Genomic DNA, 16,908 nt, shown 5'->3' on the forward strand with positions numbered 1-16,908 from the left:
AAAACAAGCCCTCGATGCAGGGCTTGTTACTTTAAACTAGTTAACCTTATTTGTTTTTTGCTTTGGCAAACGCATCAGCAAATGCATTACCCATCATTTGATTAGATTGTTTAGGTTGTGATTGCTGTTGATTACTTCTAGCCGGACGGTTGTGAGTTTTTTTATCGGACGTGTGTTTACGTGTCAACGGCTTCGATGGTTGATTAGGTGTATCACCCATTCGCATAGTAAATGAAACACGTTTTCTGTCCACATCCACTTCCATCACTTTAACTTTGACGATATCTCCCGTTTTAACAATATCCCTAGGATCAGAAATAAACTTATCTGTCATGGCGCTAATATGTACCAGTCCATCTTGATGCACACCTACGTCTATAAATGCACCAAAGTTGGCAACGTTACTCACAACTCCTTCTAAAATCATACCGACTTTCAAATCTTTTAAAGATTGCACGTCATCTTTAAAGTTGGCCGTTTTAAATTCTGGACGAGGATCGCGCCCAGGTTTATCAAGTTCGCTAATAATGTCAGTTACGGTTGGGAGGCCAAAAGAATCGGTAACAAACTCTTCAGGTTTGAGTTGTTTCAGTACATCGGTATTACCCACTATATCGTTCATCGCTATCCCAGCGTGTTGCACGATCGAGCTAACTATTGGATAAGCTTCTGGGTGAACTGCAGATGCATCAAGAGGATCATCCCCTCCCATAATTCGCAAAAAACCTGCCGCTTGCTCGTACGCTTTAGGTCCTAGTCGTTCGACTTCAAGCAAAGTCTTACGGAGTTTAAACGCCCCGTGTTGATCGCGATAGCTGACAATATTATTAGCTAAGGTGCGATTTAAACCCGATACATGACTAAGCAAAGCGCCAGATGCCGTGTTGATGTCAACTCCGACTGCGTTTACACAGTCCTCAATTACGGTTCCGAGAGATTTACCTAAATTACTTTGGCTCACATCATGTTGATATTGCCCAACACCTATAGCTTTAGGTTCAATTTTGACTAATTCAGCAAGTGGGTCTTGCAAGCGTCTCGCGATTGAAACCGCGCCACGCAAAGAAACATCCATATCCGGTAATTCGTTTGAAGCTAACTCTGATGCCGAATAAACCGAGGCACCTGCTTCACTGACGATAATCTTACTGACGGCTAAATCAGGATTTGCCTTGATCATTTCCGCCACTAGTTTATCGGTCTCTCGGGAGCCTGTGCCGTTACCAATACTGATGAGCTGGACTTTATGTTGCTTACATAAGGTCGCAAGGGTTCGTAGTGATTTGTCCCACTGATTTTGTGGAACATGCGGAAAAATAGTCGAGGTGGTTAATACTTTGCCAGTTGTGTCTACAATCGCTAGTTTTACACCTGTCCTTAACCCCGGATCTAGACCCATTGTGACTTTGGGACCAGCAGGCGCGGCCATCAATAAATCGTTTAGGTTTTTGGCAAATACATTAATAGCATCTTGTTCTGCTTGCTCGCGCACCGCACCAAAAAGTTCATTTTCCATGTGTAATAGTGTTTTAACGCGCCAAGTCCATTGCACCACTGACGCCAACCAAGAGTCTGCTGGCTTGTTTGTAAATTTAATATTGAAGTGTTCGGCAATAATTTGCTCACAATAAGAGCTTTTATCGTTTTCATCCTTCTCGGGATCTGCATCTAGACTGACTTGAAGGAATTTTTCGTTTCTTCCTCTAAACATGGCCAAAGATCGATGGGAAGGGACTTTTCTTAACAATTCAGTATGTGAAAAATAGTCTTTGTATTTACTACCTTCAGTTTCTTTGCCAGAGATTACTTGGCTTTTAATATGAGCATGTTTGTTTAAATACTGACGAATTTTTTGTAGTAATTGAGCGTCTTCTGCAAATCGCTCCATTAAAATGTATTTCGCTCCGTCTAAAGCTGACTTAACGTCTGGTACTTCGCCTGATTCGTCCACAAACGACAGGGCTTCGGATTCTGGTGTTAATCCAGGATCATTAAGTAATAAGTTAGCTAAAGGTTCAAGCCCTTGTTCAATGGCAATTTGACCTTTAGTACGACGTTTGGGTTTAAAGGGAAGATAAATATCTTCTAACTCAGTTTTGTTTTCAGCATTTAATAAGCTAGTCATCAATTGAGAAGACATTTTCTCTTGTTCTTCGATTGACTTTATAATGACTTTTCGACGGTCTTCTAAATCGCGTAAATAGGTCAAGCGTTGCTCTAACTTTCTCAATGCTATGTCGTCAAGGCCGTTGGTGGCTTCTTTTCTATAGCGAGCTATAAAAGGTACTGTAGACCCTTCATCAAGTAATTTTACTGCTGCTTGTACCTGTTGCGCTTGGACTTGTAACTCTTGCGCAATTTTTTCCACTATCATCATCGAAGACCCTGTATGTCATTCATTTTTAATTAAGCCCTTATATAAGGGTGCGAGCCCGAAATTACCAGCATTTGATCAATAAAAGTGACAATAATACCATTCCTATTCAAATGCATCTTTGTAGCGAATTGAATTAATAAACCATTCTTTTGTGCCGCTGGGGGTTTTAACAATGCAGACGTCATCTACAGACTTTTTGATAAGGGCTCTAGCCATAGGGGAGTCGATAGATATGAAATCCTTATCTTCGCCATAAATTTCTTCTGGACCTACAATACGAAAATTTTTAACTTGGCCTGCTTCATTTTCAATCTCTACCCAAGCTCCAAAAAACACTTTGCCATCTTGTGTTGGACTATGTTGCACTACTTGAAGTTCAGGGAGAAGCTTTCTTAGAAATCTGACACGCCTATCGATTTGCCGTAACAATCGTTTATTGTATTGATAATCTGCGTTTTCTGAGCGATCTCCGAGACTCGCTGCCCAGCTTACAATTTTGGTGATTTCAGGACGCTTTACCTTCCATAAGTGTTCGTGTTCATCGTAGAGTTTCTTGTAACCTTCAGGTGTGATTAATTTGGTCTTCAATTTTGAATTTAGCTCAAAACATAGTTGGAATATGGCAATTATAGGTTTTCTCACGCTTTTACCAAAGCGTCTATTTTGAACTGATTCACATCTTACCTTTATTTGATAAATATCTTGCAAAATTACCCATGGAAATGAGCTGTTATAAGTGAATAATTTAGTCTACAAAAACGAGTTAGGTTATTCCTTTTTCCTTCTAATTTGGTTTTCTAAAAGCAGTAGACGAAGAAGAAAAAGTTGCAACATTAAGAGGTAATAAAAACATTTTTATTAGTGCTATTTATTCCAAAAAAATGTCTAAGTTTGCCTTATGAAAGTGGCGTAATCGGCTATGCTTAAGGTTAATCAAAGTGTAATGAGTTTTAATCAAAAATTAACTCAACCCAATACTCAATAGATACTTTGATGAACCTAGCGGAAAAAGCGTTGCCCTTTTTTTGTTAATTGTAAAGTCAACTGAAATTGAGAGAGAAAGTCATACTACCTTTAAACTTGGCAATAATTGCTTTGAGGTAAAAAAAACAATATTAGAAAATTTAAGTCGAAAGACAAAACTAACAGTTCTTAAATTACCCGGTTAAATCGGGATAAATCGCCCTTTTGAAGGGCAACAAAGTGAGGGAATAAGGTTCAGCAAGGAGAGTAGCTGATTATCAAAATGATAAAGTCGAGCCGGCCACTGTAAAGTGTCCGGCTTTTTTATTGGGTGATTATGATTACTTCAGACTGAATTTACTTTGTTGCAGCTTTATTTGATTCGATGACGTCCAATAACTCGACTTCAAATATTAAAGTGGAATGACTAGTGATTTTGCCGGTGGAACGGGCACCATAGGCTAGTTCAGAAGGTACATAAAATTTGTATTTTGCTCCTACACTCATTAATTGTAGCCCCTGTGTCCAACCTTTAATCACGCGGTTTAAAGGAAAAGTGGCGGGTTTATTTCGTGCATAGGAAGAATCAAACTCCGTCCCATCTAAAAGTGTACCAAAGTAGTGGACAGTCACTGTATCTGACGCTGCTGGTTTGCGCCCTGTCGCTTTTTTTAGCACCTCGTACTGTAGTCCGGAATCGAGCGCCACGACATCTTCTCTTTTAGCATTCTCGGTTAAAAATGCTAACCCCTTAATCCGATTTTCATTACCCATTTTAGTTTTTAGTTCGATCTGCTTTTCTCTTACCAAGGTTTCTGCTTGCTGAGCGATGGACAAAATTTCTTCGTTATTTAATTGAGATTGATTTTGTAAGGCTGCTACGAAACCTTTTAAAATCATACTTTTATCGTATTCAATTCCAATTGTCTTGTGATTACTGATTTTACCTTCAACTATTTGCCCCATACTCGCGCCCAAAGTATAAGAGCGTTTTTGTGACTCGTTTTTAAGATCGATTATCTCCACTTTCATTGGATCAACAGCAGGCTGACAGGCACTTAAGAGTAGGATTGAAACAATCAATACAATGAGTGAGGCCATTTTCATTACAATTCTCCAACTAGCAGTATGCGATTGCTACATAAAACACATATACTAAACGGCATATGGCAAAAGAGAAATATATTGAGCACACACTCTAAAATCTTTTATTTCGTAATACTACTCTGTGTTACAACACTTTTAAGCTGCGGTGGGGCGAATGATAAGCCTGTTAGTTCGTTTCGCCTTGCCGAGGGGGGATCACATGCGTCAAAAATTTCTGCAGACAACAGTATTGCTGTTGTTTCTAGTATAGAAAATGGCATTACCGTTTGGGATTTGGTTACTAATGAGCAACGATTTGTATGGCAGCATCAGGATGATGGTAATAACTCAGTAACCAATATTCATATTGCCTTTGATAACTCATACGTAGTGACATCGGATAGAGAAGCATTTGCGCTTTGGAATCTAAATATTGGAGAGCCTGAAGGGTTTTGGCGTATTGATGAATCCAGTATTCGGGATATTGCCGTTGCAAACCAAGGCCGAGGAATTCTGGTTGGGCGCGGCAGTGGCAAAGCCATGTTTTTTGAACCTTTTACAGGCAGGCGATTAGAGTTTTTAGGTCATCAAGAAAAAATTAATAGTGTGGACATTTCGCCAAACGGTTTTTTTGCCTTAACAGGTGGTAACGATTATTTGGCATATTTGTGGGATACCCGAACGGGTCAAGTTATACACAAATTCGAACATACCAGTCGTGTTACTAAGGTGTCGTTAGACGATTATGGGCGTTATGCATTTACCGCTGACAGTAAGCGCGACGCAAGGATTTGGGATTTAGTTACCGGTAAAGAAGTCAGCAATTTACAATATATGGCAAGACAAAGAATCTTCACTGTCGCGGTTTTTTCTGATGATGGTAAGTACCTACTAACAGGTTCCCCAGCAAGAAGAATCAATCGTTGGGATGTGAATTCAGGTAAAGAGTTAAATGAATGGCGCGCAGCGGCCCGTGAAGGCAGTAAACCCGCATCGTCGGTATTGCATTCAGTTGGGTTTCTAAATGAAAGCGAAATTATTTCGGAAAGTAGCAGTGGTCTATTAGAAAAGTGGAAGATCGAAAATTAATGAATACAGTACAAATAGATATCGAACAATTACAAATGAAAATAGCTTTTCAAGAAGACACAATTGAAAGCCTAAACCAAGCCCTTATTGAACAACAAAAACAAATCGACGACTTGCAATATCAGCTCAAACAAATGGCTTCTAAAATCAGCGCTATCGAGCCGAGTAATATGGCCTCAGAAAAAGAGGAAATGCCACCTCCACATTACTAATAGTTTTAGACTTAAAAAGGTGTTGGGTAAATTTTTTGCACGAGCATAAAGAGGAATATAAAAAGCCAATTGTTTGTCAGCATTTAAATCATCAAGCTTAATCTCTGCGTTACTAAAGTTAAAAGCTACTCGGGCTTAAACACCCCAATTACACTCTCACTAGTTCGGGTAGCTTTTGCCACTTTTTTATCTGCTTGCGATTCTGAATAATTGCATTTCACACACTGCAATTTTTCTACATTATTTTCAAAATACAGCATGATGGTGTCGAGTGCGCGGCATTTTGGGCAAGTTGCTCCTGCAACAAATCGTTTTTTTATTTTGTTAACCATGGTTTAAGAGATTTTTTCGGTTGCTCATCTTGGTATGATACTCCTATTCAATTTTGAGTGTTATCCCGTATTAGTGTCAGTACTAAAAAATACAGACTTGATGTATGGGGCAACTAAAAGTTTTCTAACAGGTTTTCATGATCCAATTTTCAGATGTTTCTTTAATGCGTGGCAGTAAAGTATTGCTGCAAGATGCCAATGCCACCGTCTATCCTGGTCACAAAGCAGGTTTAATCGGAGCCAATGGTTGTGGTAAGTCGAGTTTGTTTGCTTTGATAAAGGGGGAGCTACATACCGAACAAGGGGATTTTAATATCCCAAAAAATTGGCAAATTGTCTCCGTTGCCCAAGAAACGCCAGCTGTAGATCGCTCTGCACTGGACTATGTAATTGACGGTGATAAACAATACAGAAAACTACAAGCTCAACTTATTTCAGCAGAAGAAACCCACAACGGTGAACAAATCGCTCATCTACATGGGTTGTTAGAGCATGTTGGCGCATATGATATAGATTCACGTGCCGCGACTATTTTAGCGGGCTTAGGTTTTGCCAATGACGTAATGAAAAATCCAGTTTCTGATTTTTCGGGCGGTTGGCGGATGCGTTTAAATCTGGCGCAAGCGTTATTGTGCCATTCTGATTTATTGCTTTTAGATGAGCCAACAAACCATCTCGATTTAGATGCGGTAATTTGGTTAGAAAAATGGCTGCAGCGTTATACCGGTACGCTAATGTTAATTTCTCACGACAAATCGTTTCTAGACAGTACAGTAAACGAAATTATTAGTGTTGAGCAGCAACAACTGATTAGCTATACCGGTAATTATGATGCCTACGAAAAGCAGCGTGCTGAGCGTTTGCGTTTACAAAGTCTGCAATACGCAAAACAACAGGATCAAATTGCCCACCTCGAATCCTTCATCAATCGTTTTGGCGCGAAAGCGAGTAAAGCCAAACAGGCACAAAGCCGCGTAAAACAACTGGCAAAAATGGAAACTTTGCTACCAGTAATGGCCGCTTCTGAATTTAGTTTTGAGTTTTTTACCCCTCCGAAATTGCCGAACCCACTTATAAAAATGGAACAGGTTAAAGTGGGCTATGGCGAGACTATTATTTTAGAAAAACTGCATTTGAATTTGGTGCCTGGTAGCCGAATTGGCTTGTTAGGGAAAAACGGAGCGGGAAAATCGACATTAATCAAATTGTTAGCAGGTGAAAAAACGCCGATAGAGGGCATTTACGAAACCTCTGCCGGTTTACGAATAGGTTATTTCGCCCAGCACCAATTAGAGTTCTTACGTGGTGATGATTCGGCATTGGCCCATATGCAACGACTAGATAACAAAGCTACCGAACAAAGCTTGAGAGATTATCTAGGTGGTTTTGGGTTTCGCGGTGACAGTGCTTTGAGTAAAGTCGCCCCCATGTCAGGCGGCGAAAAAGCCCGTTTGGTTTTGGCATTAACCGTTTATCAAAAGCCTAACCTGCTGTTGCTAGATGAACCAACCAACCACTTAGACTTAGATATGCGTCACGCACTCAATATGGCATTACAAGGTTTTGAAGGTGCCATGGTGCTGGTCTCACATGATAGGTTTTTACTGGCGTCAGTTTGCGATGACTTCTACTTAGTGGATTCAAAACAAGTACAAGCTTTTGATGGTGACTTAGATGACTACAAAGACTGGATCCTAAAAGGGGATAAAGGCGCAGATAAAAATTTAAACACTACCAATGAAAAAAGTTCAGCGAAACCCGACCGCAAAAATACCAAACGTTTAGAAGCAGAATTTAGGCAAGCAACTAAACCAATGAGAAAAGCCATTGAACAGTATGAAAAAAGCATGGCTGATGCTCATAAAAAATTACAGTTGTTAGAAGAGCAGCTTAGCGATACCGAAATCTACAGTGCCGAAAACAAGCCACAACTTAAAAAAGTATTAGCTGAACAAGCACAGTTAAAATCCAATTTGGAAGAAACTGAGATGCAGTGGCTCGACACCCAAGAACAGTTAGAAATTAAGCTGCAGGAATTTGAGCTACAAAATGGCACTTTATAAAATTAGATTGCGACACCTATAAGCATGCAAAGCCCAATTACAGGTTATCACTTGGATACAGTTAATGACTGGGTAGCTGAATTGGCTTGCGGCCATTTTCAACATGTCCGTCATAACCCACCATGGGTAAGTCGCCCTTGGGTTACCAGTGAAGATGGTCGAAAATCCATGCTTGGTCATAAATTGCCATGCAAAAAATGTAATATGGGTGCGCCTAGAGATAGTTCTTAGTGATGTTCGGATAAGAATATTTGGATAATAGAGCGAGGATTTTGTTTAGAGTTGTATCGTCAATGATTTAGATAACTTTCTCGGTCGTACCTTCTAACTCTAGCCGAACAATGCCAGCTATTTTATTATTCTTATTTTTAATGATTTCTGTATTGCGATGAACTAAAAAAGATTTTTATGTTTTCGTTCAATTGATGTACCTTACTCTAATAACTATGTAACTTTAATAATTGATGTTCTCCAAGTCTCAAACCAATCAAAATGTCCGTTATGGTGAAATTGTCGAAAGTGACTTTGTACCACCTTGGTGGGCTAAAAATAGACATATACAAACCATTTTTCCGCGTTTTATCCAAAGACGCGCCAAGCTAAATTATCGAAAGGAAAAATTAGTACTGCCTGATGGTGACTTTGTTAATTTAATTTGGGCGGGTGATGTTCGAAAATCCTCGGGTTTAATTGCGATCTTTCATGGTTTAGAGGGGTCAATTCGTTCTCACTATACGAACGATATGATGGCGAATTTTGTAAAACAAGGTTATGCCGTGGTGCTAATGCATTTCCGCGGATGCGGAGGGGAACAGAATATTACCCCCAAAGCCTACCATTCTGGTGAAACCGGAGACGCTTGGTATTTTTTGAATTGGCTTGAGCAAAAATTTCCTGAAACACGTAAAGCAGCCATGGGTTTTTCGTTAGGCGCCAATATGTTGCTGAAACTGTTAAGTGAGCAGCCGAAACAAAAAATTGTAAAAGCGGCAATGGCAGTGTCTACACCATTCAACCTGAATATTTGCGCAACTGCTATTAATCAAGGGTTCTCCAGGGTTTATCAGGCTTATCTATTAAAAAGCATGGTAAACAATTTATTGATTAAAATGCGCACCATTGACTATGGCAAGTTACTTAAAGTAACAGAATCGCAGATTAAACAGTTTAGGAGTTTTCGAGACTTTGATGAACACATCACCGCACCTTTAAATGGGTTTGCAAATGCAGACGATTATTATCAACAATGTAGTGCGTTGAATTTCCTTAAAGGCATTGCCACGCCTACGCTAGTGGTACACGCTAAAGACGACCCATTTATGCATAAAAGCATAGTGCCTGTATCTGAAAGATTATCGCCCAGTGTATGCCTAGAAGTGAGTGAAAATGGTGGCCATGTGGGCTTTATGCAAGGTACACCATGGCGACCTAAAATTTGGATGCAGCAAAGAGCTAACTCCTTTTTCATGCCTTTCATTGCGGATACAGATACGAGAACATTTACAGGGGATCCAACATGATTATTCCCATTGCCGATTTGAGTGAAGATGCGGTATTGAACATTATTGAAGGTTTTGTATTACGTGAAGGTACCGAATACGGTGAAGCGGATGTGTCATTACAGCAAAAAGTACAACAAGTGCTGACTCAGCTAACCTCTGGTGAGGTGCTGTTAGTTTACTCTGAATTACATGAAACGGTGAATATCATCCCTAAACAACAGCTTGGAGAGTTTGAATTATCGGAAACTCTCCAGCAGTAGTTTGTCGATTCAGTCTGCGATAAATAACAAATTAAAACTAACTGGAACAGTTAGTCCTATGCCATTTAGTCCTGCAAGTTTTTGTAAAATTTCAATCCCAGAGGTTAAACCATAGTCAGCAGCCGATATTAATATTGGCTGGGTGCTGGTAGCAATTATGCCATTGTTTGCCGTGCCGGTGACTTGTACTGATACCATAATTTTTTTGGACATACCCATAAGGTCTAATTTAGCGGGAAGTGTGACTAAAATCGAATCGCCTTCTTCGAGCGATAACAAGTTACTCGTTAATTGAGCAGATACGTTAGCCGTAGGGAATTTATCAACTACAAAAAGTTTTTCGCGCATACGAGTGTCACGAATTTCAATACCCGAATCAATGCTTGTTAAATCAATTTCAATGAGTAACTTACCTGTAGGGCTCAATTCACCTTTTAGAGTTTTGAACTGTTGAATTTCACTAACATGTTGATTTTTAGTTGAGACAAAACTGAGACTTGATAGGTCATTGACTAAAGTCCAATTGGCGTTGGCAGAACAACAAAACAAAAATAAAACGACTGAAATAATAACTGTAAATAAAGATTTCATAATTAACTCTTTTGCAATTAAATGATGTGATTAATCAAGTTGGTTGTTATTGCCAAATTCGCACTTTACTAAGCTTTGCCAATCGACATTTTGATCACCCATAATAAAAAAATCTGGATTAATAACGCTTTCACGCTGATTGTAACTTAAAGGTGCAAAGTCATGGGCTAATATTTTCCCCCCTGCTTCAACTACTATACATTGAGACGCACCCGTATCCCACTCGCCTGTTACCCCAAAACGTAAAAATACATCGGCTTTTCCTTCAGCAATAAAACAGGCTTTAAGTGAACAACTACCCGCTGGTAAAGTTTGATACACACGATCTTCGCTAAGACTAGACATCACTTTTTCTCGAGCCTGTCTGCGACTGATCGCAATGATTACCGGGTCATCATTAGGGGCGTCTAAGCTGCGCACAAATATTTGTTTATTTTCTACAGGGCATTCTTTAAATGCACCGTGCCCCTTTAAAGCAGAATACAAAGTTTCTCCCGTTGGCCAGTAAATCACTCCCATAACAGGCACATTGTTTTCGATTAAAGCAATATTTACCGCAAAGTCGCCGCTGCGAGCAATAAATTCTTGAGTGCCATCAATAGGGTCGATTAGCCAATATCGGGTCCAAGTTTTGCGTAACTCTAGCGCTCCTAACTCGGTTTCTTCAGACATAATAGGAATGTTAGGTGTAGCCTTTTCGAGCATCTCCATAATGACTTCGTTGGCTTTATAATCAGCCGTAGTGACAGGAGAGTCGTCGTCTTTTTGAAAACTGGTAAAATCACCGCTGTCGTATATTTCTAAAACCACTTTACCTGCTTTAATAGCGGCTTTCTTTGCGATATCCAGTAATTGTTGAATATTCTGTGTTGGCATTAGAGCGCCCTCTTCCATTTTTCAGCAAGTAATAATGCCGCTATACATCTTGCTTCTATAAAATCTTCTTTGGCCAGTAAGTTGTCAATATCGTTAATTGACCATTTAACCACTTCTAAAGGCTCAGGCTCATCACCGGGTAACACTTTAGCGTACAAATCTTCAGCTATAAAAATTGTCATTTTGGCGTCAAAAAATGCAGGAGCCATATTCACACTTTGAAGTAGGTGTAACACTTTAGCTCCAAAGCCCACTTCTTCTTTTAACTCCCTGTTTGCCGCTACTTCTGGCGATTCGCCAGGATCAATGAGTCCTTTGGGAAAGCCTAATTCGTAGGTATGTGTGCCAGCGGCATATTCTCTCACTAATAAAAATTCATGGTCATTGATAAAAGGTACCACCATGACTGCACCACGGCCGCTACCAGCCATACGTTCAAAAATGCGGGTTTCACCGTTAGAAAATTCTAAATCAATTTGTTCTATTTTAAATAGTCCGCTATTGGCAACCACTTTACGAGAATGGATTTGTGGAAGTGATTTCTTATTGTCTGTGTTGCTCATGAATGTTTCACGTTAATATAACTGTCGTTTTTGGGAGTTCAAAGATTGAATTAACTTTAAATCGATGAATTAAAGGGGCTGTTGACCTTTCATATGTCAACAGCCCCGAGTGTTTTAAATATACCTGTTAAATTGAGGACATGCCACTTGTCAAAGCTTGCTTGGAAAGATATTCACACTGTGTTGCTCGATATGGATGGAACATTACTTGACCTTCACTTTGACAATCATTTTTGGTTAGAGCACTTGCCTAAAAAATTAGCCATAAAACGAGGCGTTTCTTTGCAGCAAGCTAAAGATTTAATGACCGTTGAATATGAACAGGTGGTGGGGACGTTAAGTTGGTATTGTCTGGATTTTTGGACAGATAAACTCGACATTGATATCGTTGAAGCCAAGCGCGAAATTCAACATCTAATCAGTATGCGCGATGATAGTTTACCTTTTATTGACGCTTTAAAAGCAACGGGGCGAAAAGTCATCTTAGTGACCAATGCACATCCTGATAGTTTATCCCTTAAAGTAGAACATACTCAGTTGGATCAACATATCGACGAGTTGATTTCGACCCATGAATTTGCCGTGACTAAGGAGTCCCAAGAACTATGGCAACAACTCCACAATAAGCTTGAATTTAATCCACAAAATACATTATTTGTTGACGATAGTTTGGGTATCTTAAAAGCGGCACAAGACTTCGGAATTAAACACTTGTTAGCTGTTAGTAACCCAGATAGCAAACAAGCAGTGAGAGATATTTCTGAGTACCCATCAATTCAGGATTATCGCTATTTATTAGCTGATATTGAAGGCAGCCCAGTGATTGCCTGAGCTAGGTCAAAAATATTAGGGTCTTAACTCTGTTAAAACCTGATTGGGTAATATCCTTCGGCGTCAGGCTTACCAAAAAACTGTGCTGCTTGATGCACTTCTGCTGGTAAGTTCGCATCAGGTTTAAAGCGACCTGAAACTTTGAACTTCATATTAGCTGGAATGGAGGCTTTTGCTGCCAAACCAAAACTATTCGGTTGTTTAACATCGATAACAATTTCACCTTTTTCACAGCTTAAATCAGCATTGAAGTTACCTAGGTCTATCACACCAGCATTCCCGGTAAAGTTAGCGTTGAGCCATTGACCTTTTCCAGTGAATTGTTGGCACCCGGATTCGTAGTACACTTCGTCTAGTTGCACTTTAAAACGCCCATCAGCTTGAACCGGTACCGGCAATGGTAACAGGCTGATGACTAGGTCTGTGGGTATGTAAGCTAATAAATCGTTAGCTTGAACATGCTTTGTCGTGGCGCTAACGTGAGCATTTAGCGAAATTTGCTCTTTGTCTCGTAAATTTCCAGCTTTAATTTCGGCGCTGACTTCACCTAGTAAAAGTGGCAAGAAAGACAGCTTCCACTCTACGTTAGAGACTGGTAATCCGTTTACCTGTGCGCGTTGCGCCTGCCCATCCCAAATGGTGCCAGTAATACCGCTTAGACGAACCTCTTTAGGTAACTGAATTTGCGCCAATACATGAACCGCAGGTAATTTAACTATTAAAAAAATAAAATAAACCACAAGGCATAAGCTGCCCCATTTCAATACTGACTTCATGATTTCCCTAATTTTAAACGACGAATTTTAACTTGCCCTGGCAAATCTGACTCTGCTATGTCGATGTCCAATATGCTTACACCGGATTGCTCAAGTGACTCTAGCCAACTTAGTAGTTCATTAAAAGGAGCTTGATCTATCCACACTTGTAATTCCTCACCTTGAGGTTGCATCCGCGAAATAGCGATATTCATACGAGTTGCTGATCGGTTTACCGCTTGAGGTAACGATCCAGAAAATGATGCATTTTTGCCTACACTACTACGCAGTTGAATCGCTTTATTGGCGTTCTTTTGTACCCAATCAAGCAATTCTGTTTGATTCTTAACCGCGACTTTATTGCGTTCAAGGGACGTGTTCAGCGGCGACCATATTCCCCAATAAAATATCGCTATTACTACCAATATCCCGGAAATAATCACTAAACGTTGTTCACGTTCATTGAGTTTTAGGTACATACTTTTAAGCTTGTCCATATTAACTCCTAATCGACATAGTGCCGATCACCTGGTTGTCTTTTTGGTTGATAGAGCCTTGCTCTACCGTAAACCCTTGCGCTTCTGCTTGGCGCTTAAATTTGTCTAACGCCCCAAAGTTATTGGCCACGGCTTGGATACGTAGCTCAGCACGATTGCTGTCAAAGCGTAATGTTTGAGGCTTAATATTAGACTCTTCAAAAGCAGGTTTGAGTTGGCTTAGCATAATTAATATTGATACCCCATTTCCACCGCCTTGCTCTAAGGCTTTCATTTGGCGTTCCATGGTGCTTCTAAGATCACGATAGGCGCCCGCATTGGGAAAAGCTCGTTTGTATTCGCTACTTACTTGCGACTTTAACTGAGTCAATTGTTGTTCGAGTTGGCTGCTTTCAATATTTTTGTCAATTAAACTCGTGAATAAAGCGACAACTGCCAACACTGCAGCTAAACGCCATTTCTTCCAATCGGCGCCAACTTTTTTCTTAACTTTATATTCGCCTTGCAACAGGTTAAATTTCGCGGATTCAGAACCTTTAGCTAAAACCTTCATTGGCATATCTAGGGGCATTACTGTTACTTCTAGATTATCGATATTGGCCAAATCTGAACCAGAATAATCGTTAACTGATAGTGCCTGTTCATGTTCATTTGCGTATTGACGAGCTAGATGATTGATAGCCTGAATAAGCCAATCTCTCTCTCCTTGTAAGCCAGCCCAATCATCCTTGCGAACCAATAGTTGTTCACCCAACTCCAATATTGACCAAGCGTCAGTATCTGCCAATGGCAACGCCAACACGTCGGGAATGAGTTGGTCACAAGATAATCCCGCTGCCTCGATAATATCCAACCAGCTTTGTAATTTTTCTTTGCTAACGATGGCGACAGCCTGTTTGTTAGCTTTTTTGGGGCCAAGTGCAAAAAATTGCTCAGAAATATCGCCACTGATTTCTTCTTCCAAAATATAAGGAATAGCGGCAATTGCTTTTCTTCCAGCTTTTGCGGGTAATTCCACCCATTTCAGCAAAATATCACTGGTAGGCACTAACGCACAAATTGGCCGTCTTCCCGCTCTGTCGGATAATGTGGCCAATTGCGTGGCATCTGGTAACACACCAGATGCAATTATTTCGTCTTCTTGGTTAGACCATACTATCCAATGAATAGCTTCATCTGGATCGGCGCCTAAGCGCACTACTAACTGTTCCATAAGGTTTATGTACCCTGTTGCTTGTTATGGATTAAAAAAGTCTTATCGTTGACAACCAGACCATCAAAATCCACTTAAATCACGCCTGATGGCATTAACATTGTTACTAGAGTCAACCTTAAATAAGGTTTGCATCGCAAAAGTTGATTCATTGTACTTTGTTTTGGTGTGTAAAATAAAATACGATGTTTTTACATCAAACCATTCGATTTGTTCATTTTTAAGCTTTAATGCCACTATGCTAGGGTCATTTAAGAAATCTTGTGTGGTTTGAAACGCACCTGAACTACGATTCGCAAGTATAGATTCGGCTTCAGGCAAACTAAGCCCGGTAGCTGCTGCGATTATTGCTGCGTTTTCTTCACTCACGGTATTGATGTTGATAGAAAATAAACTGTCATTCGGCAAGACACAAACTAGTTTGAGTAAGGCATTTAGCCAAGAAACTTCTACCCCATTGACTAAGCGTAATTCAGATTTGTGGATCATGTAGTTATTGGCAGCAACATAAGGAAATTGCAAACTTTCGTATTCGCTGTCTTCTACACCGAATCCTGTAGGGCTGTCGTTTTCGTCTAACCAATCTACCAAAGAGTCTCGCAACATATCTACGTTATAACTTGGGATTGCAGGATTTACATTTTGTAGCAAACGTTCAAACGCCAACATACGTTCAGGCAGTAAGGGCTCGCCACTGGTGCTGCCGTCGCTACCCGAAACAACTTTAGGTTCTCTTAAGGCATTGAGGTTAAAACAACTTTGCATGTCGAACAGTTGTGCTTGTATACCGCCCCCTTCAATTGGGTAGGCAAACTCTTGGTTCCATTGTTGCTCAAGGTGTATGACATCACCGTCTAATTGCATCAGTTGTTTGATGGATTTTCGCGCATACTGCTCAGCACCCATGGCATACCAATAGGCTTGGGTGTTTTCTTTAATGTTAGATGCTCGCTTGATTTGCAATTGCAAGCGACTGCCCATCTCTGTGGCCATCACACTCACCATAGCCACGATGAGCAGTACTATGATTAATGCTACGCCTTGTTGTTTGCTCTTAAACTGATTCATTGTCCATTTGCCAACATAAATTCGCGGCGAATCTCACCAAAAGTTTTACTGACGATCGTAATAGAAATGGCTAACGGAAGAGCTTTTTCGGAATAGGATTCTTGCCACTTCTCAGGTTCTTCAAGATGCTCTCTATCGGTTAAAAAGCTAACTCTAAAATCTTCTACGTCCGTTAACAGGGTTTTTATTTTTGGTTCGTAACCAATTACGTTGTCTACATAATTACCGTATAAACGTTGCAACTGTTCTTCTTGAATACGGTAGCCTACCGCTTGCAAGGTACTGCGAGGTAGCAACATTTGGGGGTTGTACCAACCAATTCGAACAAAACTAATACCATCAGCATCGCTTTCTAATACATCTTCACCGCCAGTTAATACGGCGCTTACAAATTCGCTGTTAACACGCACAGTACGCGGCACGATTTGTAATATATCGCGCTCCATGGTCAGCATGGCTCTTTGTAATGATTCCAATTTAGCAAAACGTTCAGAAGAGAGTTGATCACTATTAATGACCGAATTGAGCACACCAGTACTGGCCAACCCTATAATGGTAAATATTGCCATGGCGACCAAAATTTCTATTAAGGTAAAACCATATTGTTGTCGAGTTGCAGGGGCGCTCATA

The 16,908-nt window shown here is 40.2% G+C and carries 19 protein-coding genes; 7 read left to right on the plus strand and 12 right to left on the minus strand.

Annotated elements, in window-relative coordinates:
* Positions 1-46: 46 nt before the first annotated feature.
* The 3 genes from KO534_RS20985 to KO534_RS20995 all read right to left on the minus strand — a co-directional run bounded on the left by KO534_RS20985 (position 47) and on the right by KO534_RS20995 (position 4,447).
* Positions 47-2,374, minus strand: coding sequence for a Tex family protein (locus tag KO534_RS20985; RefSeq protein WP_215933149.1), 2,328 nt, complete (start codon positions 2,372-2,374; stop codon positions 47-49).
* A 105-nt stretch (positions 2,375-2,479) separates the two neighbouring features.
* On the minus strand, positions 2,480-2,965 hold the full coding sequence (greB, locus tag KO534_RS20990) for a transcription elongation factor GreB (RefSeq protein WP_215933151.1): 486 nt from the start codon (positions 2,963-2,965) through the stop codon (positions 2,480-2,482).
* A gap of 732 nt (positions 2,966-3,697) precedes the next feature.
* Positions 3,698-4,447 carry an FKBP-type peptidyl-prolyl cis-trans isomerase gene (locus tag KO534_RS20995; protein WP_215932974.1) on the minus strand — a complete coding sequence of 250 codons (750 nt, stop codon included), beginning with the start codon at positions 4,445-4,447 and terminating at the stop codon, positions 3,698-3,700.
* Between the two features lie 78 nt (positions 4,448-4,525).
* Between KO534_RS20995 and KO534_RS21000 the strand changes: the two genes are divergently transcribed.
* Entirely contained in the window at positions 4,526-5,515 is a 990-nt protein-coding gene (locus KO534_RS21000; RefSeq protein WP_252732332.1) for a WD40 repeat domain-containing protein, read from the plus strand.
* A complete protein-coding gene (locus tag KO534_RS21005) occupies positions 5,515-5,727 on the plus strand; it encodes a SlyX family protein (RefSeq protein WP_215932978.1) in 213 nt (70 codons plus the stop codon). Before KO534_RS21000 ends, KO534_RS21005 begins: the two co-directional genes overlap by 1 nt.
* Positions 5,728-5,852: 125 nt before the next feature.
* On the opposite strand, the gene KO534_RS21010 is transcribed toward KO534_RS21005, so the two are convergent.
* Positions 5,853-6,059 (minus strand): YheV family putative zinc ribbon protein, encoded by a 207-nt coding sequence (locus KO534_RS21010; RefSeq protein ID WP_215932980.1) that lies wholly within the window; start codon positions 6,057-6,059, stop codon positions 5,853-5,855.
* 137 nt (positions 6,060-6,196) lie between these two features.
* Here KO534_RS21010 and KO534_RS21015 point away from each other — a divergent pair, with 137 nt between their 5' ends.
* From KO534_RS21015 to KO534_RS21030, 4 genes are all read left to right on the plus strand, one after another.
* Positions 6,197-8,122: an ATP-binding cassette domain-containing protein gene (locus KO534_RS21015; RefSeq protein WP_215932982.1), complete on the plus strand. Its 1,926-nt coding sequence runs from the start codon at positions 6,197-6,199 to the stop codon at positions 8,120-8,122.
* A 24-nt stretch (positions 8,123-8,146) separates the two neighbouring features.
* Positions 8,147-8,353: a DUF3565 domain-containing protein gene (locus KO534_RS21020; protein WP_215932984.1), complete on the plus strand. Its 207-nt coding sequence runs from the start codon at positions 8,147-8,149 to the stop codon at positions 8,351-8,353.
* Between the two features lie 233 nt (positions 8,354-8,586).
* Positions 8,587-9,642 (plus strand): hydrolase, encoded by a 1,056-nt coding sequence (locus KO534_RS21025; protein WP_215932986.1) that lies wholly within the window; start codon positions 8,587-8,589, stop codon positions 9,640-9,642.
* The gene (locus KO534_RS21030) at positions 9,639-9,884 is read left to right on the plus strand and encodes a YheU family protein (RefSeq protein WP_215932988.1); all 246 of its coding nucleotides are present in this window, start codon (positions 9,639-9,641) and stop codon (positions 9,882-9,884) included. The genes KO534_RS21025 and KO534_RS21030 overlap by 4 nt, the downstream gene beginning before the upstream one ends.
* A gap of 9 nt (positions 9,885-9,893) precedes the next feature.
* Here KO534_RS21030 and KO534_RS21035 read toward each other — a convergent pair whose 3' ends face one another.
* From KO534_RS21035 to nudE, 3 genes are read right to left on the minus strand one after another with little or no spacing between them, the layout of a single operon-like run.
* A complete protein-coding gene (locus KO534_RS21035; RefSeq protein ID WP_215932990.1) occupies positions 9,894-10,475 on the minus strand; it encodes a YceI family protein in 582 nt (193 codons plus the stop codon).
* Between the two features lie 30 nt (positions 10,476-10,505).
* Positions 10,506-11,351 carry a 3'(2'),5'-bisphosphate nucleotidase CysQ gene (cysQ, locus tag KO534_RS21040; protein ID WP_215932992.1) on the minus strand — a complete coding sequence of 282 codons (846 nt, stop codon included), beginning with the start codon at positions 11,349-11,351 and terminating at the stop codon, positions 10,506-10,508.
* The gene (nudE, locus tag KO534_RS21045) at positions 11,351-11,914 is read right to left on the minus strand and encodes an ADP compounds hydrolase NudE (protein WP_215932994.1); all 564 of its coding nucleotides are present in this window, start codon (positions 11,912-11,914) and stop codon (positions 11,351-11,353) included. The genes cysQ and nudE overlap by 1 nt, the downstream gene beginning before the upstream one ends.
* Positions 11,915-12,061: 147 nt before the next feature.
* On the opposite strand from nudE, the gene yrfG reads away from it, so the two are divergent.
* On the plus strand, positions 12,062-12,745 hold the full coding sequence (gene yrfG / locus KO534_RS21050; RefSeq protein WP_215932996.1) for a GMP/IMP nucleotidase: 684 nt from the start codon (positions 12,062-12,064) through the stop codon (positions 12,743-12,745).
* 32 nt (positions 12,746-12,777) lie between these two features.
* On the opposite strand, the gene KO534_RS21055 is transcribed toward yrfG, so the two are convergent.
* From KO534_RS21055 to gspJ, 5 genes are all read right to left on the minus strand, one after another.
* The gene (locus tag KO534_RS21055; protein ID WP_215932998.1) at positions 12,778-13,521 is read right to left on the minus strand and encodes a type II secretion system protein N; all 744 of its coding nucleotides are present in this window, start codon (positions 13,519-13,521) and stop codon (positions 12,778-12,780) included.
* Positions 13,518-13,997, minus strand: a complete 480-nt coding sequence (gspM, locus tag KO534_RS21060) for a type II secretion system protein GspM (RefSeq protein WP_215933000.1) — start codon at positions 13,995-13,997, stop codon at positions 13,518-13,520. Before gspM ends, KO534_RS21055 begins: the two co-directional genes overlap by 4 nt.
* 1 nt (position 13,998) lies before the next feature.
* Positions 13,999-15,210, minus strand: coding sequence for a type II secretion system protein GspL (gspL, locus tag KO534_RS21065; RefSeq protein WP_215933002.1), 1,212 nt, complete (start codon positions 15,208-15,210; stop codon positions 13,999-14,001).
* A 63-nt stretch (positions 15,211-15,273) separates the two neighbouring features.
* Positions 15,274-16,278, minus strand: a complete 1,005-nt coding sequence (gene gspK, locus KO534_RS21070) for a type II secretion system minor pseudopilin GspK (protein ID WP_215933004.1) — start codon at positions 16,276-16,278, stop codon at positions 15,274-15,276.
* Positions 16,275-16,907: a type II secretion system minor pseudopilin GspJ gene (gspJ, locus tag KO534_RS21075; RefSeq protein WP_215933006.1), complete on the minus strand. Its 633-nt coding sequence runs from the start codon at positions 16,905-16,907 to the stop codon at positions 16,275-16,277. Before gspJ ends, gspK begins: the two co-directional genes overlap by 4 nt.
* Position 16,908 lies beyond the last annotated feature (1 nt).

Origin of the sequence: Paraglaciecola arctica (genome assembly GCF_018861065.1) — a bacterium.
Lineage (GTDB): Bacteria > Pseudomonadota > Gammaproteobacteria > Enterobacterales > Alteromonadaceae > Paraglaciecola > Paraglaciecola arctica_B.